This window comes from Kribbella sp. NPDC023855 (assembly GCF_040639475.1).
Classification (GTDB): Bacteria; Actinomycetota; Actinomycetes; order Propionibacteriales; family Kribbellaceae; genus Kribbella.
Genome location: NZ_JBFAAA010000011.1, coordinates 95687 through 116904 on the forward strand (window position 1 = coordinate 95687; position 21218 = coordinate 116904).

At 68.6% G+C, this 21218-nt stretch carries 24 protein-coding genes; 12 read left to right on the forward strand and 12 right to left on the reverse strand.

What is annotated here, in order from left to right; all coding sequences use genetic code 11:
- Window positions 1-45: 45 nt before the first annotated feature.
- Both AB0F51_RS30655 and AB0F51_RS30660 read left to right on the forward strand, forming a co-directional pair.
- A complete protein-coding gene (locus AB0F51_RS30655) occupies window positions 46-831 on the forward strand; it encodes an SDR family oxidoreductase (RefSeq protein WP_360285472.1) in 786 nt (261 codons plus the stop codon).
- A gap of 44 nt (window positions 832-875) precedes the next feature.
- Window positions 876-1622 (forward strand): SDR family NAD(P)-dependent oxidoreductase, encoded by a 747-nt coding sequence (locus AB0F51_RS30660; RefSeq protein ID WP_360285474.1) that lies wholly within the window; start codon window positions 876-878, stop codon window positions 1620-1622.
- A 1-nt stretch (window position 1623) separates the two neighbouring features.
- Here the strand turns inward: AB0F51_RS30660 and AB0F51_RS30665 are convergent, their stop codons facing one another.
- Window positions 1624-2259 carry a TetR/AcrR family transcriptional regulator gene (locus tag AB0F51_RS30665; protein ID WP_360285475.1) on the reverse strand — a complete coding sequence of 212 codons (636 nt, stop codon included), beginning with the start codon at window positions 2257-2259 and terminating at the stop codon, window positions 1624-1626.
- Between the two features lie 302 nt (window positions 2260-2561).
- Between AB0F51_RS30665 and typA the strand changes: the two genes are divergently transcribed.
- The gene (gene typA, locus AB0F51_RS30670; RefSeq protein ID WP_360285476.1) at window positions 2562-4424 is read left to right on the forward strand and encodes a translational GTPase TypA; all 1863 of its coding nucleotides are present in this window, start codon (window positions 2562-2564) and stop codon (window positions 4422-4424) included.
- A 128-nt stretch (window positions 4425-4552) separates the two neighbouring features.
- Window positions 4553-5134, forward strand: a complete 582-nt coding sequence (locus tag AB0F51_RS30675) for a L,D-transpeptidase (RefSeq protein WP_360285478.1) — start codon at window positions 4553-4555, stop codon at window positions 5132-5134.
- A 59-nt stretch (window positions 5135-5193) separates the two neighbouring features.
- Here the strand turns inward: AB0F51_RS30675 and AB0F51_RS30680 are convergent, their stop codons facing one another.
- Window positions 5194-5688 (reverse strand): O-acetyl-ADP-ribose deacetylase, encoded by a 495-nt coding sequence (locus AB0F51_RS30680; protein ID WP_360285480.1) that lies wholly within the window; start codon window positions 5686-5688, stop codon window positions 5194-5196.
- Between the two features lie 125 nt (window positions 5689-5813).
- On the opposite strand from AB0F51_RS30680, the gene AB0F51_RS30685 reads away from it, so the two are divergent.
- A complete protein-coding gene (locus tag AB0F51_RS30685) occupies window positions 5814-6623 on the forward strand; it encodes a L,D-transpeptidase family protein (RefSeq protein ID WP_360285482.1) in 810 nt (269 codons plus the stop codon).
- Between the two features lie 9 nt (window positions 6624-6632).
- Here the strand turns inward: AB0F51_RS30685 and AB0F51_RS30690 are convergent, their stop codons facing one another.
- From AB0F51_RS30690 to AB0F51_RS30710, 5 genes are all read right to left on the reverse strand, one after another.
- The gene (locus AB0F51_RS30690; protein WP_360285484.1) at window positions 6633-6983 is read right to left on the reverse strand and encodes a DUF2516 family protein; all 351 of its coding nucleotides are present in this window, start codon (window positions 6981-6983) and stop codon (window positions 6633-6635) included.
- 90 nt (window positions 6984-7073) lie between these two features.
- A complete protein-coding gene (locus tag AB0F51_RS30695; RefSeq protein WP_360285486.1) occupies window positions 7074-7607 on the reverse strand; it encodes a hypothetical protein in 534 nt (177 codons plus the stop codon).
- A gap of 33 nt (window positions 7608-7640) precedes the next feature.
- Window positions 7641-8123 (reverse strand): helix-turn-helix transcriptional regulator, encoded by a 483-nt coding sequence (locus AB0F51_RS30700; protein ID WP_360285488.1) that lies wholly within the window; start codon window positions 8121-8123, stop codon window positions 7641-7643.
- 76 nt (window positions 8124-8199) lie between these two features.
- Entirely contained in the window at window positions 8200-9201 is a 1002-nt protein-coding gene (locus tag AB0F51_RS30705) for an asparaginase (protein WP_360285490.1), read from the reverse strand.
- A 58-nt stretch (window positions 9202-9259) separates the two neighbouring features.
- On the reverse strand, window positions 9260-10348 hold the full coding sequence (locus AB0F51_RS30710) for a folate-binding protein (protein WP_360285492.1): 1089 nt from the start codon (window positions 10346-10348) through the stop codon (window positions 9260-9262).
- A gap of 107 nt (window positions 10349-10455) precedes the next feature.
- On the opposite strand from AB0F51_RS30710, the gene AB0F51_RS30715 reads away from it, so the two are divergent.
- Complete coding sequence (locus AB0F51_RS30715; RefSeq protein WP_360285494.1) at window positions 10456-11280, forward strand: LLM class flavin-dependent oxidoreductase; 825 nt, start codon at window positions 10456-10458, stop codon at window positions 11278-11280.
- A 72-nt stretch (window positions 11281-11352) separates the two neighbouring features.
- On the opposite strand, the gene AB0F51_RS30720 is transcribed toward AB0F51_RS30715, so the two are convergent.
- Window positions 11353-12738 (reverse strand): cation:dicarboxylase symporter family transporter, encoded by a 1386-nt coding sequence (locus tag AB0F51_RS30720; protein ID WP_360285496.1) that lies wholly within the window; start codon window positions 12736-12738, stop codon window positions 11353-11355.
- A gap of 162 nt (window positions 12739-12900) precedes the next feature.
- Here AB0F51_RS30720 and AB0F51_RS30725 point away from each other — a divergent pair, with 162 nt between their 5' ends.
- Together AB0F51_RS30725 and AB0F51_RS30730 are read left to right on the forward strand one after the other, a co-directional pair.
- Window positions 12901-14157 (forward strand): ATP-binding protein, encoded by a 1257-nt coding sequence (locus AB0F51_RS30725; protein ID WP_360285498.1) that lies wholly within the window; start codon window positions 12901-12903, stop codon window positions 14155-14157.
- Window positions 14150-14827 carry a response regulator gene (locus tag AB0F51_RS30730; RefSeq protein ID WP_360285500.1) on the forward strand — a complete coding sequence of 226 codons (678 nt, stop codon included), beginning with the start codon at window positions 14150-14152 and terminating at the stop codon, window positions 14825-14827. The genes AB0F51_RS30725 and AB0F51_RS30730 overlap by 8 nt, the downstream gene beginning before the upstream one ends.
- Here the strand turns inward: AB0F51_RS30730 and AB0F51_RS30735 are convergent.
- On the reverse strand, window positions 14824-15318 hold the full coding sequence (locus tag AB0F51_RS30735) for an FABP family protein (RefSeq protein WP_360285502.1): 495 nt from the start codon (window positions 15316-15318) through the stop codon (window positions 14824-14826). The two genes, AB0F51_RS30730 and AB0F51_RS30735, sit on opposite strands and share 4 nt — an antisense overlap.
- 164 nt (window positions 15319-15482) lie before the next feature.
- On the opposite strand from AB0F51_RS30735, the gene AB0F51_RS30740 reads away from it, so the two are divergent.
- A complete protein-coding gene (locus tag AB0F51_RS30740) occupies window positions 15483-15845 on the forward strand; it encodes a DsrE family protein (RefSeq protein ID WP_360285504.1) in 363 nt (120 codons plus the stop codon).
- A 32-nt stretch (window positions 15846-15877) separates the two neighbouring features.
- On the opposite strand, the gene AB0F51_RS30745 is transcribed toward AB0F51_RS30740, so the two are convergent.
- Together AB0F51_RS30745 and AB0F51_RS30750 are read right to left on the reverse strand one after the other, a co-directional pair.
- Window positions 15878-17410, reverse strand: coding sequence for a hypothetical protein (locus AB0F51_RS30745; RefSeq protein WP_360285506.1), 1533 nt, complete (start codon window positions 17408-17410; stop codon window positions 15878-15880).
- Window positions 17410-17973, reverse strand: a complete 564-nt coding sequence (locus AB0F51_RS30750; protein WP_360285508.1) for a hypothetical protein — start codon at window positions 17971-17973, stop codon at window positions 17410-17412. Before AB0F51_RS30750 ends, AB0F51_RS30745 begins: the two co-directional genes overlap by 1 nt.
- Before the next feature lie 197 nt (window positions 17974-18170).
- Here AB0F51_RS30750 and AB0F51_RS30755 point away from each other — a divergent pair, with 197 nt between their 5' ends.
- Both AB0F51_RS30755 and AB0F51_RS30760 read left to right on the forward strand, forming a co-directional pair.
- Entirely contained in the window at window positions 18171-19340 is a 1170-nt protein-coding gene (locus AB0F51_RS30755) for a molybdopterin-dependent oxidoreductase (RefSeq protein ID WP_360285509.1), read from the forward strand.
- Entirely contained in the window at window positions 19337-19786 is a 450-nt protein-coding gene (locus AB0F51_RS30760) for a hypothetical protein (RefSeq protein ID WP_360285511.1), read from the forward strand. The genes AB0F51_RS30755 and AB0F51_RS30760 overlap by 4 nt, the downstream gene beginning before the upstream one ends.
- On the opposite strand, the gene AB0F51_RS30765 is transcribed toward AB0F51_RS30760, so the two are convergent.
- Window positions 19729-20553, reverse strand: coding sequence for a 3-keto-5-aminohexanoate cleavage protein (locus AB0F51_RS30765; RefSeq protein ID WP_360285512.1), 825 nt, complete (start codon window positions 20551-20553; stop codon window positions 19729-19731). The genes AB0F51_RS30760 and AB0F51_RS30765 overlap by 58 nt on opposite strands.
- A gap of 93 nt (window positions 20554-20646) precedes the next feature.
- On the opposite strand from AB0F51_RS30765, the gene dtd reads away from it, so the two are divergent.
- A complete protein-coding gene (dtd, locus tag AB0F51_RS30770) occupies window positions 20647-21072 on the forward strand; it encodes a D-aminoacyl-tRNA deacylase (protein ID WP_360285514.1) in 426 nt (141 codons plus the stop codon).
- Window positions 21073-21218 lie beyond the last annotated feature (146 nt).

The window sequence follows — 21218 nt, forward strand, 5'->3', positions numbered from 1 at the left end:
GACGGCCAGGCTGAAGTCATCAACCGAACCACCAAGGAGTCGACGATGACCAGCACCACCCTTCAGCAGCACACCGGCAACCTCCCGCTGACCGGCCGGACCGCCGTCGTCACCGGCGCGGCCAGTGGCATCGGCGCCGCCATCGCGGAGCGCCTTGCCGCCGACGGCGCCTCGGTGGCGCTGCTGTCCCGGCGTACCGACCGGCTGGACGCGCTGGCCGATCGCATCACCGCCGACGGCGGGACCGCGTTCGGGGTCGGCGTCGACGTCACGCAGCAGGAGTCGGTCGACCGCGGGGTCGAGGTGATCGGCGAGCGGCTCGGCCGGGTCGACCTGGTCGTGAACGCGGCCGGCGTGATGCTCGCCGCACCGATCCAGGAGGCCCGTTCGGACGACTGGACCAGGATGATCGATACCAACCTGACCGGCGTACTGCGGCTGATCGGCGCCTTCACGCCCGGCCTGGTCGAGGCGGCTGCCGCCGGCGGTACGGCCGACCTGGTCAACATCTCCTCGATCGGCTCGCACCTGGTCTTCCCCGGGTACGGCGTCTACGGCGCAACCAAGGCCGCGCTGACCCAACTGTCCGCCGCCATCCGCGCCGATTTGTCCCCGTACGACGTGCGCGTGACGAACGTGGAGCCCGGGCTGACCGAGTCCGAACTGGGCACCCACCTGTCCGAGGAGGCCCAGGCGATGCTGGCCGGCATGTTCGAGGCGATCGGCCCGATCACCTCGGCCGACATCGCGGACGTGGTCGCGTTCGCGGTCTCCCGGCGGCGCGAGCTCAACCTCCGCCACATCATCGCGCTGCCGACCCGCCAGGCGTGAGACGCCGGTCCGGGCCGTGATCCCGCTGGTGGAAGACTTGGGCTATGACTTCCAGCCGTCCTGTCGCCGTTGTCACCGGAGCTAGCAGTGGGATTGGGGCCGCTTCGGCGCGGCATCTTGCTCGGGAAGGGTTTGAGGTGGTCTGTGCCGCGCGGCGGCTGGATCGGATCGAGGCCTTGGCCAAGGAGATCGACGGGCGCGCGGTGCAGTGCGACGTCACCAAGGCCTCGGACGTCGCCGCGTTGGCGGAGGCGGTTGGGGATCGGGTTGACCTGCTGCTGAACAACGCCGGTGGGGCGTTCGGGTTCGAGCCGGTCGCCGAGGCGGACCTTGAGGCCTGGCGGCAGATGTTCGAGGTGAACGTGATCGGGGTCGCCGCGGTCACCAAGTCGTTGCTCCCGGCATTGATCGCGGCCGAGGGCCAGATCGTCGTGATGGGCTCCACGGCCGGCCAGGTCGCCTACGAGGGCGGCGGCGGGTACGTCGCGGCCAAGCACGCGGCGAAGGCGGTCGTCGACACCCTGCGGCTGGAACTGTTCGACCAGCCGGTCCGGGTCTGCGAGATCGCCCCCGGCATGGTGAAGAGCGAGGGTTTCGCGCTGACCCGCTTCGACGGCGACCAGGCCAAGGCCGACGCCGTGTACGCCGGCGTCGCCGAGCCGCTCACCTCCGACGACGTCGCCGACATCGTCGCCTGGGTAGCCACCCGCCCGAAGCACGTCAACATCGACCGCCTCACCGTCCGCCCCCGAGCCCAGGCAGCACAGCACAAGGTCCACCGCGTCCTCTGAGCTACTTGGCGCGCAGCCGGTCGACCGGAGGCGAGTTGATCGGCAACGGCTCTACCGGCACAGGCAGCCCGTACGACGCGTGCAGGCGGCGGCGTACTGCTTCGACCGGGAAGGTGTCGGGGTAGATCGCGAGTTTGACCGTGACGCCCTCGAGTGTTGCTCTGAGCAACATTTCTTCGACGGCCGGGTCGGCGGCGCCGCGGTCGGTGAAGATCGAGCGGATGGCGTCCTCGATCTGGGTCACCCGGGTGGCCTTGGCGGACTCGACCTCGGCGAAGACCGGGTGGGTGGTGGGTTGCATCATCAGGCTGATCGCCAGGCGCTGGATCGGCAGGGTGGAGGCGGCCGCCATCAGGGTTCCGTCGATGATGCCGGCCAGCCGTTCGTCCGCCGTACCGGTGAGGTCGAGGATGGCGCCGATGCCGTCCAGCCAGCGGTCGAGCAGCTCGGCTGCCAGCGACAGTTTGCTGGCGAAGTAGTAGGTGACCAGGCCGCGGGAGACCCCGGCACGCTGGGTCACGTCGGAGATCGAGGCGGCCTCGTAGCCCTTCTCGGCGAACACTTCGAGAGCGGCCGCCAGGATGCGCTCGCGCGACTTCTCCCGCAGCTCACGGTTCGTACTGGCCGATCGCGGCACTGTTCTTCTCTCTCATATACCTCCCCCGCCCCGCCGCCCCAGTCAGGGCCAGAGTCCCGGGCGCCGAGTGCACCCCCACGGCCACTCGGCCCCCGGCGGCTCAGCCCCCCGAGGTTGGACCCCTCCCCAGGCGCCCACATATAGACTGTACGTACAGCGAACGAATGTCAAAGGATCGGCGGTTTCGTCGCCACGCCCGGTGACCGGTAGGATGAGATGGCTGCGCCCTGCGTCTCGAGTGGCACGTAGACCTCCCGTAGCCACCGCCTGACCTCAATCCGACTTGCTTGGAGCGCTTCCGCATGCCCCTCCGTAATGATCTGCGCAACGTGGCCATCGTGGCCCACGTCGACCACGGGAAGACCACCCTGGTCGACGCGATGCTGTGGCAGTCCGGTGCCTTCGGAGCCCACCAGCACGTCGACGAACGAGCGATGGACTCGGGTGACCTGGAGCGTGAGAAGGGCATCACGATCCTCGCCAAGAACACCGCCGTCCGGCACAAGATGGCCAACGGCGAGCAGATGACGCTGAACATCATCGACACCCCCGGCCACGCCGACTTCGGTGGTGAGGTCGAGCGCGGCCTGTCGATGGTCGACGCGATCGTCTTGCTGGTGGACGCTTCCGAGGGCCCGCTGCCGCAGACCCGGTTCGTCCTGCGCAAGGCGCTGGCGCGCAACATGCCGGTGATCCTGGTGGTGAACAAGGTGGACCGCCCGGACGCGCGGATCGCCGAGGTCGTCGACGAGACCTACGAACTGTTCCTGGACCTGCTCGACCACGACGCCGACCAGAGCGCCCTCGACTTCCCGGTCGTCTACGCCTCGGCCCGGGCCGGCCGCGCCTCGCTGACCCAGCCGGAAGACGGCGGCATGCCGGACTCCGAGGACCTCGAGCCGCTGTTCGAGACGATCCTGGCGAACGTGCCGGCCCCGGAGTACACCGAGGGCGCACCGCTGCAGGCACACGTCACCAACCTGGACGCCTCCCCGTTCCTCGGCCGGCTCGCGCTGGTCCGGGTGCACGAAGGCACCCTGAAGAAGGGCTCCCAGGTCGCGTGGTGCAAGCACGACGGCAGCATCCAGAAGGTCAAGATCACCGAGCTGCTGATCACCGAGGCGCTCGAGCGGGTGCCCGGCGAGTCGGCCGGACCGGGCGACATCGTCGCGATCGCCGGGATCCCGGAGATCATGATCGGCGACACCCTGGCCGACCCGGAGAACCCGAAGGCGCTGCCGTTCATCACCGTGGACGAGCCGGCCATCTCGATGACGATCGGTACCAACAGCTCGCCGCTGGCCGGCCGGATCAAGGGCACCAAGGTGACCGCCCGCCTGGTCAAGGACCGGCTCGACCGGGAGCTGATCGGCAACGTGTCGATCAAGGTGCTGCCGACCGAGCGTCCGGACACCTGGGAGGTGCAGGGCCGTGGTGAGCTGGCGCTGGCCATCCTGGTCGAGCAGATGCGCCGCGAGGGCTACGAGCTGACCGTCGGCAAGCCGCAGGTGGTCACCAAGGAGATCAACGGCAAGCGGCACGAGCCGGTCGAGCGGCTCACCATCGACTGCCCGGAGGAGTACCTCGGGACCGTCACCCAGCTGCTCGCGGTCCGCAAGGGCCGGATGGAGCAGATGACCAACCACGGCACCGGCTGGGTCCGGATGGAGTTCCTGGTGCCGGCCCGTGGCCTGATCGGCTTCCGGACCGAGTTCCTCACCGACACCCGTGGTACCGGTATCGCGCACCACGTCTTCGAAGGCTACGAGCCGTGGTTCGGCGAGCTACGCACCCGCCCGTCGGGTTCGCTGGTCTCGGACCGGACCGGCGTCACCACGTCGTACGCGATGGTGAACCTGCAGGAGCGCGGCACGATGTTCTGCGAGCCGGGCACCGAGGTGTACGAGGGCATGGTGGTCGGCGAGAACTCGCGCGCCGACGACATGGACGTGAACATCACCCGTGAGAAGAAGATGACCAACGTCCGGTCGAACGCGGACGAGTTCGAGAAGCTGGTCCCGGCCCGCAAGCTGTCGCTCGAGCAGTCGCTGGAGTTCTGCCGCGAGGACGAGTGTGTCGAGGTCACCCCGGACGCGATCCGGATCCGCAAGGTGGCGCTGACCCAGATCGAGCGCGCCAAGCTCGGCCGCAAGAACAAAGCCTGATTCCGCACGTAGCCCGTTCACCTGGTACGCCGATCCGGCGGGGGAAAGTTCCGGATCGTTACAAACCAGGGGACGGGTTCGTGCGTCTTATTTCATGAAAGCAACTCTGTTGGGGGAAGGAAGAGGACATGAGCATTCTGCGTAAGCTCGGCGCCACCACCACGGCGGTCGCGATGCTGGGGGTCGGCCTGCTGACCGCCACGACGGCGCAGGCCGCGGCTCCGGCCGGCAAGACCGTGGCGGCACCGAAGGTTGCGCCCAAGACCGTCGTCGCCTCGCAGGCTGTCGCCAAGAAGAAGGCGAAGAAGAAGACGGTTTTGGTCCCGGGTCGCCGGCACATCGCCAAGCAGTGCATGACCGGGCGGTACCTGTGCATCAACAAGAAGACCCGCAAGGTGATGTTCATCGTCAACGGCCGGCTGGTCGCCGAGGGTGACGCCCGCTTCGGCGGCAAGCGGACCCCGAGCCGTGAGGGCACCTTCAAGGTCTACCGCAAGTCGAAGAACCACCGCTCGTCGATCTACAAGACGCCGATGCCGTACGCGATGTTCTACAGCGGCGGCCAGGCCGTGCACTACTCCCCGGACTTCCGGGCCCGCGGCTACAACGGCGCCTCGCACGGCTGCACCAACATGCGCGACAAGAAGAAGGTCGCCTGGATCTTCGCCCACGTGAAGATCGGCGACAAGGTCCTGGTCTACAACGCCTGACCCGACGCTCTTCTCCAGCAGCGGCCGCTTCCTCCGGGAACCGGCCGCTGTTGTGCGTTTTACCCGAGCACCTTCGAGAACGCCGTGTACAGCCGCGGTTCGACGAGACAGAACACCACCCGCGCGACACGGGTGTCCGTCTCCTGCACCGTCCGTACGGCGATCTCGGCCGCCGATTCCTTCGGCCAGCCGTAGATCCCCGCCGACACCGCAGGACAAGTCAGCATCGTCACGTTCAGTTCGTCCGCCAGCCGCAACGCGTTGCGGTAGCAGGACTCGAGCAGCGCCGGATCCCTCTGCCCAGCGGTGTAGTTCGGCCCCACCACATGGATCACGTACTGCGCGGGCAGGCTCCCCGCCGTCGTCCAGCCTGCCTCGCCGGTCGGTACGCCGTTCGGGTAGCGCTCGATGCAGTCGGCCAGGATCGACGGCCCGCCGGCCCGATGGATGGCGCCGTCGACGCCGCCGCCACCGCGCAGCGCGTGGTGGGCCGCGTTCACGATCGCGTCGGCCGGCACCGTGGTGATGTCCGCCGTCGACAGCTCGATTTCCATGCGAAATAGCTTAAGGTTGGGCGGTTACCGGGTGACGGCCCGGTGCCGGCGTCCGCCTGATGCCAACCAAAAGATCTGTGAGGGCGTCCCACTGCTTGAGGGACGGATCGACTTGAGGGGTTCCGATGCGCTGGATTCGTAGTGCGCTGGTTGTTCGCAATGGGCTGGCGGCTGTGGTGGTGGCCGCGATGGCCGGTACTACGCTCACCGCGTCGGCGGCGCCGGAGTACAAGGCTGGTACTACGGAGGCGCAGCCGGTCCAGTTCGAGGTCAGTGGTGAGTTGCCGATCTACCCGAAGGCACTGTGGAGCAACGGGTCCAGCGGGGCCGTGGTGCGGAAGGTCGAGGCTCGGCTGATCCAGCTCAAGTTGCTGGACAAGCAGTGGCTGGACGACTCGTTCGGCACGATGACCCGCTCCGCGGTGAAGAAGTTCCAGACCTCCAAGGGCATTCCGCCGCTCGGGTACGTCGACGAGTTCACCTGGACCAAGCTGACCGCGGCCACCCACGAGCCGACCCAGGTCGAGCTCTACCCGCCGGCGCCGGTGGTCGACGGCAAAAAGCTCGACCCGCGCTGCGCGACCGGGGTCGCGCTGTGTATCGACAAGACCACCCGCAAGTTGCGCTACGTGGTGGACGGCGTCGTGAAGATGCAGATGGACGTCCGGTTCGGCGCCCAGAAGACCGCGACCCGCGAAGGCGGCTTCACGGTCGGCTGGAAGAGCCGCAACCACGTGTCGAAGCTGTACGACTCACCGATGCCGTACGCGATGTTCTTCAGCGGCGGCCAGGCGGTGCACTACTCGGCGGACTTCGCGGCCCGTGGCTACAACGGCGCTTCCCACGGCTGCGCCAACATCCGTGACCTGGCGAAGATCAAGATCCTCTTCAACGAGGTGAAGGTCGGCGACAAGGTGATCGTCTACCGGTCGTAGTACGGGACCTCAGAGCGGGCGTGGGCCCCGGCGGCGGCGAATGCCCCAGCCGCCGCGGCCGCGGCCGGAAGCCGCCCGGAGCGCGGGACGGGCGTCCACCAGGTAGACACCGGCGGCGACGATCCCGATCAGGCCGAAGAAGCTGAGCCAGCTCTGGAAGATCTGGGACAGCGTGAAGGTGGCCAGGATCAGCACCCAGCCCGGCTTGGTCAGTTTGTCGGCGGCGACGAACACGGCCCGCGGCCGGAACATCGCGTCGGCCAGGGCGACCAGCTTGAGACCGAGCAGCACCCACCAGATGACACCGATGGGATCACCGAACCCGGGGAACAGGTTCTGGAACGTGGCGAGTGCGAGCATGCGACGAGCCTAACGCAGGCACGGGTGGCCGACGATCCGGAAAAGCTCGGATCGCGACCACCCGTACCGGGCAGAGCCTGTGAACTACTGTCAGTCGCCGACCTTGGCGGCGGCGTCGGTGGCGGCCTTCGACGCGGTCTTCGCGGTCTTGCGGGCGCTGGTCGCGGTCGCCTTCACGTTGCGGCTCGCGGTGTCGGCGGTCTTCTTCGCGGTGGTCCGGGTCGCCTTCGCCTTGCTCACCGTGGTCTTGGCCTGGGTGACCAGGTCCTCGGTGGCCTTCTGGCTGCGGATCCGGGTGACGATCTCCTCGCCGCGGGCGGCCAGGTCGGCGTAGGTCTCCTCGGCCTGGCCGAGCACGGTGGTCAGCCCGGCCTGCGCGACCGACGGCAGCTCACGCAGCGTGGCCGGTACGGTCTTGGCGTTGGCGGCGAGCACCTCGAGGCGCTTGCTCAGCTCGGCCTGACGCTTGCTCAGCTCGGTCTGCAGCGTGGTCTGCAGGGCCTTCTGGTCCAGCTTCGCGAACCGGGTGGTGACGTCGTCGCTGACCGCGCGGAACTTCTCCACGGCCAGGTCGCCGGCGCCGGCGATCGCGTACAGGGGCGTGACGGGGGTACGGGTTGCCATCAGGCATCTCCTCGTGAGGTTTTTCAGCGGGGTCTACTGGGTGGTGCGTTTTCTTGCAGGGGTCTTCTTGGCCGCGGCGGGCTTCGTCGCCGGCGCCGCTTCCGGTGCGGGCTCAGGCGCGGGCGCTGCTTCGGCCGGGTCGTCGTTCTCCCGGACGAAGGAGGCGTACACGTCGAGCAGTACGCGCTTCTGCCGCTCGTTCAGCGCGGGGTCGAGCAGGACCGCGTCCACCACTCCCGGCGTACGCCGAGTGCCGTCCTCGCTGTCGTCCGGATCGAGGATGCCGGCTCGCACGTACAGCGTTTCCGCGGAGATCCGCAGTGCTTTCGCGAGCTGCTGCAACACATCGGCCGACGGCTTGCGCAGGCCACGCTCGATCTGGCTGAGGTACGGGTTGGACACACCGGCCAGATCGGACAGCTGCCGCAACGACAGCTGCGCATGCCGGCGCTGCTCGGCGAGGTACTCCCCCACCGAACCCACCGCACCAGCGGCACGATCACTCAACTTGGCCATGACCCCATCCTGCTAGCAGGTGCTTGCAATTGCAAGCAGGGTGGGCGTGAGCCCGCTCACTACGGGGCGTGACGGGTCAGCTGAAAGCTGGGATGTGCGGCTGGACCGAGCCGACGCGGATTCCGCCGCCGTAGAGAGGCGAGTGCTGCTGCTCGTCGAGGATCTCGTGGTCGAGGCCGAGCTTGCGAAGCGTCGCGGCCATCACCACCGCGCGGGCGCGCGGCGTACCGTCGTCGATCTTGACGGCGATGCCTCGGCCGTCGGCGAGGCCTACGGCGTAGACGCTTTCGGCGCCGGCCTTGCAGAAGAGGCCGGGGATGGCCTTCATCAGGGCGGTTTCGTCGCGCCTACTCCCGCTGGCGTACTCCGGGTAATCGCGGAAGGCGTTCGCTATCCGGCCTTCCAGGGTGTCCGAGGAGGCCGCGGCGAAGTACCCGAAGGACCGCGCCAGGCCCGACAGGGTGATGGCGAGGATGGGGGCGCCGCAGCCGTCGACCGCGACGTACGAGACCTTTTCGCCGGCCGTGTCCTCGACGGCGGTGCGGATCGCCTGCTGCAGCGGGTGCTCCGGCGAGCGGTAGTCGTCCCGGCCCCAGACGCCGTCGGGGCTCTTGGCGCGGGCGTCGTCGTGGAACGGCCAGTCGTTGACCACGCAGGTCGCGATCATCGCGGCGTGCTTGCCGGAACAGTTCATCGTGATCGGCTCGAGCCCGTGCCCGGCCCGGACCCACTCGTCGCGCGCCTGCTCGTCGATCGGGTACGCCGGTGGCGTCCGCAGCGCCGACTCGTCCAGGCCGGCGCCGGCCAGGATCCGCCGTACGCCGGTGAGGTGGAACTCCTCGCCCGAGTGTGACGCTCCGGCGAGCGCGAGCAGTTCGCCGTCCAGCTCCAGGCCGCTGCGGAGCATGCCGAGCGCCTGCATCGGCTTGTTCGACGAGCGCGGGAACATCGGCTGGTCGATCACGCCGGCCGCCCACTCGACGGAGCCGTCGGGCGCGGTCACCACGACGGAGCCGCGGTGATGGCCCTCGACGAATCCGCTGCGGACGACGTCGGCCAGGATCACAGGTTCGGTCACGGCTGAACTGTACGGCGCGGGGGTCAGGAGCAAAAACCCACGTTGGAGATGATTCGGCTCACAGCCGGGCGCGGACGTGCAGACCCACCTCGGGGTCGACCAGCAACTCCTGGGTCGCGGTAACTGTCGGCTGGTCCTCGGCGACGACCTCGAGCACGGCGGCCGGGTCCACGTTCCGCTTGATCAGCGCGAGCGCGATCGGCCCGTACTCGTGGTGGCGCGCCGCCGAACCGATGAAGCCAACCTGCTTCTCACCGACCCGTACTGCGTAGCCGTGCGCGGGCAGGTGGTCGACAGAGCCGTCGAGATGCAGCCGGACGAGGCGGCGCGGCGGGCGACCGAGGTTGTGCACGCGCGCGACGGTCTCCTGGCCGCGGTAGCAGCCCTTGTCCAGATGAACGCCGACGCCCAGCCACCCCAGCTCGTTCGGGATGGCTCGCTCGTCGGTGTCGAGCCCGAGCCGCGGTGCGCCCGCCTCGATCCGAAGAGCTTCATAAGCCCAGACGCCGGCCGGAGGTCCGGCCTGCGCGGCGAACGCCTGGAGTTCGGCGCGCGGGAGGAACAGTTCATGGCCGCCCAGCGAATCGGCCCCGGATCGCACCAGCGGCTGCGCCGCTGGTGCGGAAGAAGAAGAGGGAGCGGCGCCGGCGGCGGGGGCCGGGGTGGCGCCAGCGGCGGGGGCGGGAGTGGCGCCGGAGGCGGGGGGTGGGCCGGGGCGCCAGATGATGGCGTAGTTGGGGGTTACGTCGGTGATTTCGACGCGGGACATGAAGACCATCTTCTGGAGCCACTCGACCAAGGCCGCGGCGGCGCCTGGCTCGGTGTGGAGCCAGAAGGTTTCGCCGTCGTCGACGCCGTACATCGCGTGCTCGACGTGTCCGGTCGGGGACAGCAGCAGCGCCGTGGTCGACGTGCCCGGCCGCAGCCCTTCGAAGTACTGGCTGGTGAGCGCGTGGAGCCAGGTGAGCCGGTCAGGGCCGGTGACGGTGACGACGTCGCGGTGCGAGAGGTCGACGAACCCCTTGCCCGCGGCCAGCGCTCGCTGCTCGCGCAGGTCCGAGCCGTAGTGCGCGGCAACCCCGGCGTCCAGGCCGTCCGCCTCCACGGCCGCCGGAAGATCCAGGAGCGGGCTGCGCGTCAGTGACATGTCACCAGAGTACGTCCCCCGGCGTACGCCGACTGCCTCCTGCCGTGGGATGTGGACAACACCGCCCCTCGCGACGCTGGAAGGACCAAATCGAGAGGAGCAGGACGATGACGAACAGAGCATTCCGCTTCGGGGTGGTGGGCAGTCCGGACCGCGGCGTCGAGGCGTGGCAGCAGACCGTACGCCGGGCCGCCGATCGCGGCTACAAGTCAGTGTTGATGCCGGACGGGCTCCAGTTGCTGTCGCCCTTCCCCTCCCTGGCCGTGGCCGCCATGACCGCTGACATCCGCGTAGGCACCTTTGTCGCCGCCGCACCCTTGCGGAAGCCGCGAGCTGCCGCTTGGGACGCGCACACGCTGTCTGTACTCACTGGCGGCCGTTTCGACTTCGGTATCGGCACCGGACGTCCACAGGTCGAGCAGCAGGCGGCTGAACTGGGGCTGCCGTTCGGGTCGGCCAAGGAGCGCCGCAATCAGGTGCGGGAGACCCTGGACCACCTGCAGGAGCTCGACGGCGACCAGCACACGCCGATCATGCTCGCGGCCGGCGGACCCCGCAGCCTCGCGCTGGCGGCGGCCAGGGCCGACATCGTCTCGCTGGCGAAGCCCGCCCTGGCTCCGCGTGAGGAGATCCGGCAGCTCACCCAGGAACTGCGCGAGCTGGCCGGCTCACGCGCAGACGACATCGAACTGGCGATGAACCTGTTCGCCGCCGGTACTGCGGAGCTGCCGCCGTGGACCAAGCAGGCGACCGGAGCGACACCCGAGGAACTCGAGAAGAGCGGCACCTTGATGCTGTTGCGCGGAAGCCCGTGGGAGATGGCCGATGAGCTGCAGCGACGGCGAGACGAGTTCGGGGCGTCGTACATCACCGTCAACGCCACCTACCTGGACGACCTGGCCCCAGTGGTCGAACTGCTCGACGGCCGGTAGACAGCACGCTGCCTGCCAGTTCCCGGACGGATCGGGAGCTGACAGGCAGCGTGGAGGGGTGGGTCAGATGGTCTAGTGGGCCGGCCCGACGTCTACCGCGTCAGCCGGACGGGAAGTGGGCTCCGGTACGTCGCCCGCATGGGTATCGCCGGCCGCGAAGGCCGCCTCGTCGAACGGATCCTCACCGGAGAAGACCTGGCGGGCCTGTTCCTTGTCGAACCCGCCGGTCCAGTGGCCGACCAGCACGGTGGCGACCGCGTTGCCGGCGAAGTTGGTCAGCGCCCGCGCCTCGGACATGAACCGGTCGATGCCGACGATCAGTCCGACGCCGTCGACCAGGTCGGGCCGGTGCGACTGCAGCCCGCCGGCCAGGGTCGCCAGGCCGGCGCCGGTGACTCCGGCGGCACCCTTCGAGGCGACGATCATGAACACCAGCAGGGAGATCTGCTGACCGAGGGAGAACGGCTGGTCCATCGCCTCGGCGATGAACAGCGACGCCATCGTCAGGTAGATCGCCGTCCCGTCCAGGTTGAACGAGTAGCCGGTCGGGACGGTGATGCCGACCACGGACTTGTCCACCCCGAGGTGTTCCATCTTGCCGATCAGTCGCGGCAGCGCGGTCTCCGACGACGAGGTCGAGACGATCAGCAGGAACTCGCGACCGAGGTACCTGAGCAGCTGGAAGATCGACATCCCGGTGGTGACCTTGAGGATCGTGCCGAGCACCACCAGGACGAACAGCGCACAGGTGATGTAGAAGGCCAGCATGATCTTGCCCAGGCTGACCAGGGCGTCCCAGCCGGTGGCGCCGACGACCGCGGCGATCGCACCGAAGGCACCGATCGGCGCGACCCACATGATCATCGCCAGCACCTTGAAGGCGAGCCGCTGGATGTGCCCGATGCCGGTCAGGATCGGCTGACCCGTCCGGCCCATCGCCTGCAGGGCGAAACCGATCAGCAGCGCGACGAACACGGTCTGCAGCACCTGGCCCTCGGTGAGAGCGGAGACCAGCGTCTTCGGGATGATGCCGAGCAGGAAGTCGGTGGTGCTCTCGTGCCCGCCGGCGGCCTGCTTCTGGCCGGTCTCACGCATCTTGTCGGTCAGGTTGAGCCCGGAACCCGGCTGGACCAGGTTGCCGACCACGAGACCGATGGCCAGCGCGACCGTCGACATCACCAGGAAGTAGCCGAGCGCCAGACCGCCGACCTTGCCGACACTGGCGGCCTGCCGGACCGACCCGATGCCGAGCACCAGGGTGCAGAAGATGATCGGGCTGATCATCATCTTGATCAGGTTGACGAACCCGGTACCGAGCGGTTTCAGCTCGACCGCGAAGTCCGGGAAGATGAAACCGACGCCGATGCCGAGCAGGACGGCGACGATGACGGCGATGTAGAGGAAGTGGGTCCGGTCGTTGCGGACGGGTGTCGGGCGGGGTGTGGTCGGGCTCGCCATGGGGGACTCCTGATCGGCCGGCGGGCGGGGTTGTCAGTAACTGTGACGTGACGCACAGGCGAACAGCGGATTTCGTTCATATCGTTCGCGATCGAATCACCCCGGTCCGGCCCGGCCCGCCTGAGGCATGCCACCGGTGGCACTGGTGTGCACAATGTCGGCATGAGTCGCCGACCGTGGGAGCTGCGCCGCCAGGTGTTCTGGCTGCAGACCGCCACGGTCCTGGTGATGATCGTGCTGATCTGGATCGTGCTGCTGTCCCGCAGCCGCACGCAGGCCGAGCGGGACGCCGCCGCGGCCGGGATCGCACCGCCCGGCTGGCAGGACCTGATCGAACTCGAACTCCGCTCGATGCTCGGTGTCGCCAGCCTCGTGCTCGGCATCGCGGTGGCCGGCAACGCACTGGTCAGCTGGCGGGTCCGGCACACGACCCGCGGGATCGGTACCCAGCAGCTCGCCTGGATGCTCGACTTCTACGAGGGCGTACTGCGCGCCGCGCGCGAAGGCCTGTTGCTGATCGACTCGGACGGCCGGGTCCAGCTGGTCAACGACGAGGCCCGCCGACTGCTCGGCCTGCCCACTGTCCCGCCCGACTCGACGGTCGACGACCTTCAGCTGCCGGTCACCTTGTCCAGCCTCCTGCGCACCGGACGGACGGCGTACGACGAACTGCATCTGGGGGCTCACGGCGTTGTCGTGGTCAACCAGCAGCCGGCCCGGTCCGGCCGGATCGTCACGCTGCGGGATCACACCCAGTTGCAGGCGTTGCTCGGTGAGCTCGATGCGATCCGCAGCCTGGCCGAGTCGCTCCAGGCGCAGAACCACGAGGCCTCGAACCGGCTGCACACGGTCGTCAGCCTGATCGAGATCGGCCGGCCCGAACGCGCCCGGGAGTTCGCGGTCTCCGAACTGCAACTTGCCCAGGCGATGACCGATCGCGTGGTCGGCACCGTCGGCGAACCGGTGCTCGCCTCGCTGCTGCTCGCCAAGCTCGCCCAGGCCCAGGAGCGTGGCGTACTGCTCACACTCGAGCTCGGCTCCGAGGCGCTGCACACGAGACTGCCCGCGCAGGACATCGTCACGGTCGTCGGCAATCTGCTGGACAATGCGATCGAGGCCGCGCGCGGCGGCAGTGCGCCGCGAAGGGTCGAACTGAGGGCGGCGGCGAGTATGGAGTTCATCGACCTGGCGGTGACCAACACCGGTGCCGAGCTGGGGGCCACCGAGCTGGCCCGGATGTTCGACCGCGGCTGGACGACGAAGGCCGAGCCGGGTCATGGGCTAGGGCTCGTGCTGGTGCGCAGTACGGTCGAGCGCTGGCAGGGGACGTTGATGGTCGATCCGGATTCCGAGCTGGACGACGTACCGGCGTTGACCGTCCGGGTGCGGTTGCCGCGGGCGGTGAGTGCCGGTGCCTGACCTGCGCGTGCTGGTGGTCGAGGACGATCCGGTCGCCGCGGAAGCGCATCGCGTGTACGTCGACCGGTTGCCCGGCTTCGTCTGCGTCGGCCTTGCCGGTACTGCGGCCCGCGCGTTGCACGTACTCAGCCAGGAGCAGATCGATCTCGTCTTGCTGGACATGAACCTGCCGGACGGTCACGGACTCGATGTGGTCCGGCGAATGCGTGCCGCTGGCAACCAAACTGATGTGGTGGCGGTGACGGCCGCGCGCGAAGTCGCCGCAGTACAGGCTGCTGCGCGGATCGGGGTGGTGCAGTACGTCTTGAAGCCGTTTGCCTTTGAAACGTTGAGGGATCGGCTCACTGCGTATGCGCGGCAGCGTCGGGCGGCGGAGTCCGGCCAAGTCGTTCACGACCAGGACGAGGTCGACCGGTTGTTGCACCCGGCAACTGTTTCTTCCGTGCCGAAAGGGCTGGCCGGGTCGGTGCTGGATCGGGTGGTGCAGCTGCTCGGCAATCGCGAGGGTTGGACCGCTGAGGAGGTTGCGGCGTCACTTGGAACGTCGCGAATCACGGCTCGGCGCTATCTGGAGCACTTGGCCGACCAGGGCCAGGCATTACGCACTCAGCGCTACGACGGGCGGAGCGGGCGACCCAAGGTCGAGTACTGCTGGGTTTCGGAGAGTTAGGCGCGGATGAGGGTCGCCCAGAGGTGGGGCTGGAGCGGGAGGCCTTCGGCGGCCATGTCGTAGGCCCACATCAGCTCGCCCTTGACCAAGCCGTAGAGCCGGTGGCCGGCGGCGACCTCCTTGGCCGTGGCGGTGCGCGCCACCACGTCCGTGCGCATCTCGATCTTGGCGCCCTCGATCTCGCCGTACCAGACCTCCGCGAAGCCGGTCGGGTGCGCGAGCACCACCTCGAGCTTGTTCTCCGGCTTGGGCCGCCAGAACCCGGTCTCCATCGCGAGCGGACGCTCCCGCTTGCCGTCCTCGCCGACCACGAAGGTCTGGCTGACGTAGTGCAGGAACGGCTTGCCGTTGTGGCTGAAGTCGATCTGCTGCCCGAACTCGAACTTCTCGATCGTCGGGTAGTCCCCGTGCCCGCGGCCCTCCCACCGGCCGAGCAGCCAGGCGAGCGGCATCAGGTCGGGGTGCAGGTCCTGCGAGATCTCGAACGCCATCGCGGGATCAGCTCGCGGTACGGCCGCGGAGCAGCCGGTAGACGACGTACGCCGAGAACCAGCCCATGAACACGGTGACGAGCACCAGCAGGGTCGTGAAGATGACGTGTAGCACGATGGTCAGTCTAGGGGATCGGCACGGCGCTCTGAGCTACGGTGGCGTGATGTCCCGCACGCTGGTGATCAAGCTGACCGCAGGAGCCGACGAACCCGAGCGAGCCAACCAGGCGATGACAGTGGCCGCGACGGCGGTTGCGTCGGGCGCCCAGGTGTCGCTCTGGCTGACCGGAGAGGCGGTGTGGTTCGCCGTACCGGGCAGGGCGGAGCAGTTCAAGCTCCCCCATGCCGCTCCCCTGACCGACCTGCTGGCCGCAGTACTGGCCGGCGGTCAGCTGACGGTCTGCACTCAATGCGCCAAACGCCGCGACCTCACCGAAGCAGACCTACTCCCAGGCACCCGCATAGCCGGCGCCCCCGCCTTCACCGAAGAAATCCTCAGCCCCGACGTACAGGCGATCGTCTACTGATCTTCTGTACGCCGGTGCGGCTGTAGTTCGGGTTATTCGCCCATTCCGCGGCCGCCGTCTCGGCTGGGGCCCCTGTCGGTGCGGAGCTCGGCTGCGCGGGCACCGGCGTTCTTGCCGCCGACTCCGGCTCCGACGGGTTCGCCGGTGCGCTGACGGGTCGCCTCGGCTGCGGGTGCGTGGTCGGCCTGCTGGAAGTCCCGCAACTTGTTGATCTCGTCCTGGGACATGCCCGGACGCTGGCCGTTCTGCTCGGTCCGGTCGGTCTGGTTGGCGCCTTGCTGCTCACGAGCGGCGCTGAGGGTCTTCTCGACAGCATCCGGCTGGACCGACGCAGCCTGGCCGTCAGCCTCCGGACCTTGCACGCTGGTCTGCTGGACCTGATCCGGGCGCTCCTCGGTGTTCCGGGCCTCCTCCTCGGCGGCCGCCACCTGGTCACCCCCAGTCGGGAACCCAGGCTGAGGCCCAGCCACCCCCTGCTCAACCTGCTCGACCCGCCGCTCTCCCTGCTCCAACCCGTCCTGGTCCAGGCCCTCCTGGTCCACCCCAGGCTGCTGCGGGTCCTCACCAATCACCGCCGGCGCCGCGCCATCCTCATCAAGCACCCGATCCTGATCCAGCCCGTCCTGGTCAACCCCAGGCTGCTGCGGGTCCTCACCGATCACCGCCGGCGCCGCACCATCCTCATCAAGAATCCGGTCCTCATCGAGTCCGTCCTGATCGACTCCGGGCTGCTGCGGATCCTCACCAATCACGGCAGGCGCCGCGCCATCCTCATCAAGCACCCGATCCTGATCCAGCCCATCCTGATCCACCCCAGGCTGCTGCGGATCCTCACCGATCACCGCCGGCGCCGTACCGTCTTCGTTCAGTACTTCGGGCTCGTCGCGCTGCTGGTCCTCGACCGCCTGCTCTTCCTGGCGCTGCTCCTGGACCTCGTCGAGCACCTCGTCGGCAACCACAGCCGTCGCTCCAGCGGCGGCTGCGGCCGGAGCCACATCGCCTCCGCGAGCTTCTTCCGTCTTGCGTTCCTCGTCGCGCCGCTCGTTCTCCTGCTTGGCCTTGTCCGCGGCGTCGCGCGCCTCGCGTTCGGCCTGCCGATCCTGGACAGCGTTGTCCTGGCCGTCACGATCGGGATCGCGACGCTCGTCGACGATCTCCCCGGTCTCCACGTCGCGGTCGCGGTTGTCGTCGATCCCGTTGTCGTTGCGGTCGCGGTTCTGCTCGTCGGTCTCCCGCTCCCGGTCGAGCTCCTCCGGCGTCAGGTCCGGGTCGTTGTCCAGCCGGTCCCGGTTCTCCTGGACCCTCCGTGCCTCCGCCTCGAACAGCGCGGACCGCTGGTCCTCGGACAGCCCGTCGACGGCCCGGGCGAACTCCGGGTTGTTCCGGCGCTCGTCCATCATCTCGCCGATGAGCTCCCGGAGCTCCTCGAGCCGCGCGCTGTCCCGCGTCTCCGGGTTGCGCAGCCGCTGGGCTTTCCGGGCGTTCCGCCGACGGCTCAGCTTGGTGGTGATCATCCGGATGATCTGGTACATGTCCCGCAGCGCGTCTTCTTCGATCGACGCCATCAGGCCACCTCGCTCGCGTAGACGGAGTACCCGAAGCCGGCACTGGCCGCCACCGGGCCTGCTTCGGGTTGGGTCGCGTACAGGTGCAGCTCGGCGCCGGGTCGTAGCCAGACTGCCAGATGACGCCGCCGGCCGCGCCACTCCAGCGGGATCCGCGGGTCGTCGCCCGGCCCGACGAAGACCGGCTGACCCCAGTGCCGGCGGGCGAGCTCCAGCTGGCCAGGCCAGTGGTCGTCGAGGCCGTCCTCGGCGTCGCCGATCTCGTCCGGACCGATCTCGTACGCCGACCACCCACTGCGCGGGCTGTCCGGGAGCACGGCGTCGGGGAGCACCAGCATCACCGTCTCGCGCGGTGTGACGAGCCCCCAGGTGTAGCGGTTCGGGTCGATGTTGCCGGGAGCCCAGGGACGCCAGCCGGTGGCGGCGGTGACCCGCGACACCAGGGCGCGGATCGCGTCCAGACCGGTCTCGGGCGGACCCCAGACCCGCTTCCAGTCGGACACCTCCGCGAGGTCGGCCAGGGCGCGCTCGTCGTCGTCCGACGACCGCTGCTGCGTCCTCACCTGTCCCACTCCTCTCACTCGAACCTTCCTAGCCTAAAGGTGCGGGGTAGCACTTCGCTCGGACGCAAGGGCTCGGCCTGTGGATCCCGGGGGTCGTTCGGGAGCTGTAAGCGGGGCGTACGGCGTACGGGGAGCGTTCGTGAGCGTTAAGCGGGAGCGGGCGGACGGCGGCGGATTTGTCGGCTGTGATGAGAGGTATGAAGTTGCCGCAGGCTCCGACGGAGGAGTCGTTCCCGTCGCCGTTGCACCATCCGCGGGTGGCCACCGTGCTCGGCCGCTGGCTCGGCGTGGCGATCACGATCTGCTTCCTGACCGGTTTGTTCAGTCATTTCCAGCAAGCCACGCCGGGCTGGCTGGTGATCCCGAGCCGCCCGGCTTCTCTGTACCGCGTGACGCAGGGACTCCATGTCCTCAGCGGGCTCGTCTCGGTACCACTCCTGCTGGCGAAGCTCTGGACCGTCTACCCGAAGCTGTTCGCCAAACTCGCCTGGCCGCCGAGCCGGAAGGCGCTGACCACGATCCTCGAACGCGCCTCGATCCTGGTCCTGGTCTCGGCGCTGGCCCTCGAACTCTTCATCGGCTTCCTCAACACGCTGCAGTGGTACCCCTGGCCGTTCCCGTTCAAGGAAACCCACTACGCGCTCGCCTGGACCATCATCGGCGCCCTGCTCGTCCACCTGGCGGTCAAACTCCCGCTCATCACCGCCCACTGGCGCCGAACACCGGCCGACCGTACGCCGGTACCGCCGCCCGCCGACTCGTTGCCTCCAGCAATCACCGGACTGACCCGGCGCGGCCTGTTCCGTACCGTGGCCGGCGCGGGCGCCTTGGTCGGGATCACCTCGATCGGCCAATCGGTACCCGCTCTCGGGCCGGTCGCAGTACTGGCTCCACGCAAACCGAACATCGGCCCGCAAGGTCTCCCCGTGAACCGCACCGCCAAGGATGCCGGCGTTGTTGCCGTCGGCGACGACTGGCGCTTCACCGTGATCGGGCCTAGCCGGCTCTCCTATTCACTCGACGAACTGCGCGCGCTGCCGCAGAGCTGGTCGCAGTTGCCGATCGCGTGCGTCGAAGGCTGGAGTCAGGCCGCTCGCTGGGAGGGCATCCGGGTCCGTGACCTGCTGAGACTCTGCGGCGCACCGGAAGGATCGCGCGTCCGGGTCGTGTCGATGGAGAAGGGCGGCTTCTACGCCACCAGCGAGCTGCCATCCCAGTACGCCGAAGACCCCCTCACCCTCCTCGCCCTTCGCCTGAACGGCACCACCCTCGACCTCGACCACGGCTACCCCGCCCGAGTCATAGCCCCCAACCGCCCCGGAGTCCTGCAAACCAAGTGGGTTCACCGCCTGGAGGTCCTGACATGAAAGCGCGGATTCTGCTTGGCGTATTCGGCGGTGGGATTGGGTTGTGGGGTTTGTGGTTGCTGCTGGGGGCGTTGAGTGTCGATGCGTTAGTGCGGTTGCCGCTGTGGCTCGGGGGCGCGGTGCTGGTGGACGACTTCTTGCTGGTGCCGTTGACGCTGGTGGCCGGGTGGATGCTTGCTCGTTGGTCAACGGGTCCTGGTCGTCACCGCGTGGTGGATGCTGTCCGGACGACCGGGCTGTACGTCGGGCTGACGACATTGATTGCGATCCCTTTGCTTGTCAGGCAAGGAAAAGGGGTCAACCCGACGGTGTTGCCCCGCGACTATCTGCGCGACTGGTTGTTGCTGGAGGCCACAATTGTGGCCGCCGGCGTCCTCGGGGTTGCCAGTCAGCGCTTGATGTTCAGGAGGTCGCGGGCCTCGTCCGGTGACATCGGCGGGCGCTGAGCGAGGGTGGCGAGCGTCGCGGCACGCTCGACCAGTTCGGCGTTGTGCGTCACCGGCTGCCCCTTGGCCAGCGTGAGGGTGTCCTCCATCCCGACCCGAAGGTGTCCGCCCTTCGACAGGGCGGCCAGCGCCACCGGCAGCGTCGTACGGCCAACGCCTGTCGCTGACCAGGACGTCACGCCGGCGGGTAGGCCGTTGACCGCGGCAACCAGCGCGTCCGGCGTACCGGGCATGCCACCGGGGACACCCATCACCAGGTCGCAGTGGACCTTGCCGCCGTACGGGAGCCCGAACTTGTCGAGCAGCCGGTTCAGCGCCGCGACGTGACCCAGGTCGAACAGCTCGAACTCCGGCACCACCTCGCGCTCCTGGCTGAGCTGGTACAGCTCGGTGACGAACGGCCAGGGGTTCATGAAGACGTCGTCGCCGAAGTTGACTGTGCCCATCGTCAGCGAGCAGGAGTCCGGCGCGGCGTCCAGGACGCGCAGCCGGTGCTCGAACGGATCCGTCACGGCACCGCCGGTGGACAACTGGACGATCAGCGCGGTGTTCTCCCGGACCGCGGCCACCGTCTCGGTCAGCCGGCCCAGATCCAGCGTCGGCCGGTGCTCGGCGTCGCGGATGTGGATGTGGATCATCGCGGCCCCGGCGGCCTCGCAGCGTTTCGCGGTCTCCACCAGTTCCTCGAGCGTGGTGGGCAGGGCCGGACAGTCCGCCTTCGCGGTCTCGGCGCCGGTGGGAGCAACAGTGATCAACGTCGACGTCATGGACGAATCGTGCCAGATCTGGACCTTGAACGGGACATTTGCCTGTGTGGGACCTCGATTACCGGACGATATCCCGCACGGCAGGATGGAGCCATGAGAGCAGTAGTACAGCGAGTCAGCCAGGCGTCCGTCACCGTCGAGGGCGAGGTGGTCGGCGCGATCGACCAGCCCGGCCTGGTCGTCCTGCTCGGTGTCAGCCATGACGACACCGCCGAGAAGGCGGCCGCGCTGGCCGCGAAGATCTGGACGCTGCGGATCCTCCGCGACGAGCGGTCCTGCGCCGACGAACAGGCGCCGATCCTCGCCATCAGCCAGTTCACCCTGTACGCCGACACCCGCAAGGGCCGCCGCCCGTCCTGGAGCGCCGCCGCTCCCGGCCCGGTCTCCGAACCCCTGTACGACGCGTTCTGCGTCGCGCTGGAAGCCCTCGGCGCCAAGGTCGAGCGCGGCCGCTTCGGCGCCGACATGTCCGTTGCCCTCACCAACGACGGCCCGGTCACCCTGATCCTCGACGCCTGACCCCGAGCACCCGCCCCCGGGGTTCTTCGGACGCATGAGCCGGCGGTGGAACGACAGGACCCCCGGAGCCGGATCTCGAGGATCCGGACCCGGGGGTCCTGGAGTTACCTGGCTGAATCGGTGAGGTTCGGCTCAGCGAGGTGAGG

Coding starts and splice junctions, on each gene's coding strand:
- AB0F51_RS30655 (WP_360285472.1), top strand. CDS start 46: ATGACCAGCACCACCCTTCAGCAGCACACCGGCAACCTCCCGCTGACC.
- AB0F51_RS30660 (WP_360285474.1), top strand. CDS start 876: ATGACTTCCAGCCGTCCTGTCGCCGTTGTCACCGGAGCTAGCAGTGGG.
- typA (WP_360285476.1), top strand. CDS start 2,562: ATGCCCCTCCGTAATGATCTGCGCAACGTGGCCATCGTGGCCCACGTC.
- AB0F51_RS30675 (WP_360285478.1), top strand. CDS start 4,553: ATGAGCATTCTGCGTAAGCTCGGCGCCACCACCACGGCGGTCGCGATG.
- AB0F51_RS30680 (WP_360285480.1), bottom strand. CDS start 5,688: ATGGAAATCGAGCTGTCGACGGCGGACATCACCACGGTGCCGGCCGAC.
- AB0F51_RS30685 (WP_360285482.1), top strand. CDS start 5,814: ATGCGCTGGATTCGTAGTGCGCTGGTTGTTCGCAATGGGCTGGCGGCT.
- AB0F51_RS30690 (WP_360285484.1), bottom strand. CDS start 6,983: ATGCTCGCACTCGCCACGTTCCAGAACCTGTTCCCCGGGTTCGGTGAT.
- AB0F51_RS30695 (WP_360285486.1), bottom strand. CDS start 7,607: ATGGCAACCCGTACCCCCGTCACGCCCCTGTACGCGATCGCCGGCGCC.
- AB0F51_RS30700 (WP_360285488.1), bottom strand. CDS start 8,123: ATGGCCAAGTTGAGTGATCGTGCCGCTGGTGCGGTGGGTTCGGTGGGG.
- AB0F51_RS30710 (WP_360285492.1), bottom strand. CDS start 10,348: ATGTCACTGACGCGCAGCCCGCTCCTGGATCTTCCGGCGGCCGTGGAG.
- AB0F51_RS30715 (WP_360285494.1), top strand. CDS start 10,456: ATGACGAACAGAGCATTCCGCTTCGGGGTGGTGGGCAGTCCGGACCGC.
- AB0F51_RS30720 (WP_360285496.1), bottom strand. CDS start 12,738: ATGGCGAGCCCGACCACACCCCGCCCGACACCCGTCCGCAACGACCGG.
- AB0F51_RS30725 (WP_360285498.1), top strand. CDS start 12,901: ATGAGTCGCCGACCGTGGGAGCTGCGCCGCCAGGTGTTCTGGCTGCAG.
- AB0F51_RS30735 (WP_360285502.1), bottom strand. CDS start 15,318: ATGGCGTTCGAGATCTCGCAGGACCTGCACCCCGACCTGATGCCGCTC.
- AB0F51_RS30740 (WP_360285504.1), top strand. CDS start 15,483: ATGTCCCGCACGCTGGTGATCAAGCTGACCGCAGGAGCCGACGAACCC.
- AB0F51_RS30745 (WP_360285506.1), bottom strand. CDS start 17,410: ATGGCGTCGATCGAAGAAGACGCGCTGCGGGACATGTACCAGATCATC.
- AB0F51_RS30755 (WP_360285509.1), top strand. CDS start 18,171: ATGAAGTTGCCGCAGGCTCCGACGGAGGAGTCGTTCCCGTCGCCGTTG.
- AB0F51_RS30760 (WP_360285511.1), top strand. CDS start 19,337: ATGAAAGCGCGGATTCTGCTTGGCGTATTCGGCGGTGGGATTGGGTTG.
- AB0F51_RS30765 (WP_360285512.1), bottom strand. CDS start 20,553: ATGACGTCGACGTTGATCACTGTTGCTCCCACCGGCGCCGAGACCGCG.
- dtd (WP_360285514.1), top strand. CDS start 20,647: ATGAGAGCAGTAGTACAGCGAGTCAGCCAGGCGTCCGTCACCGTCGAG.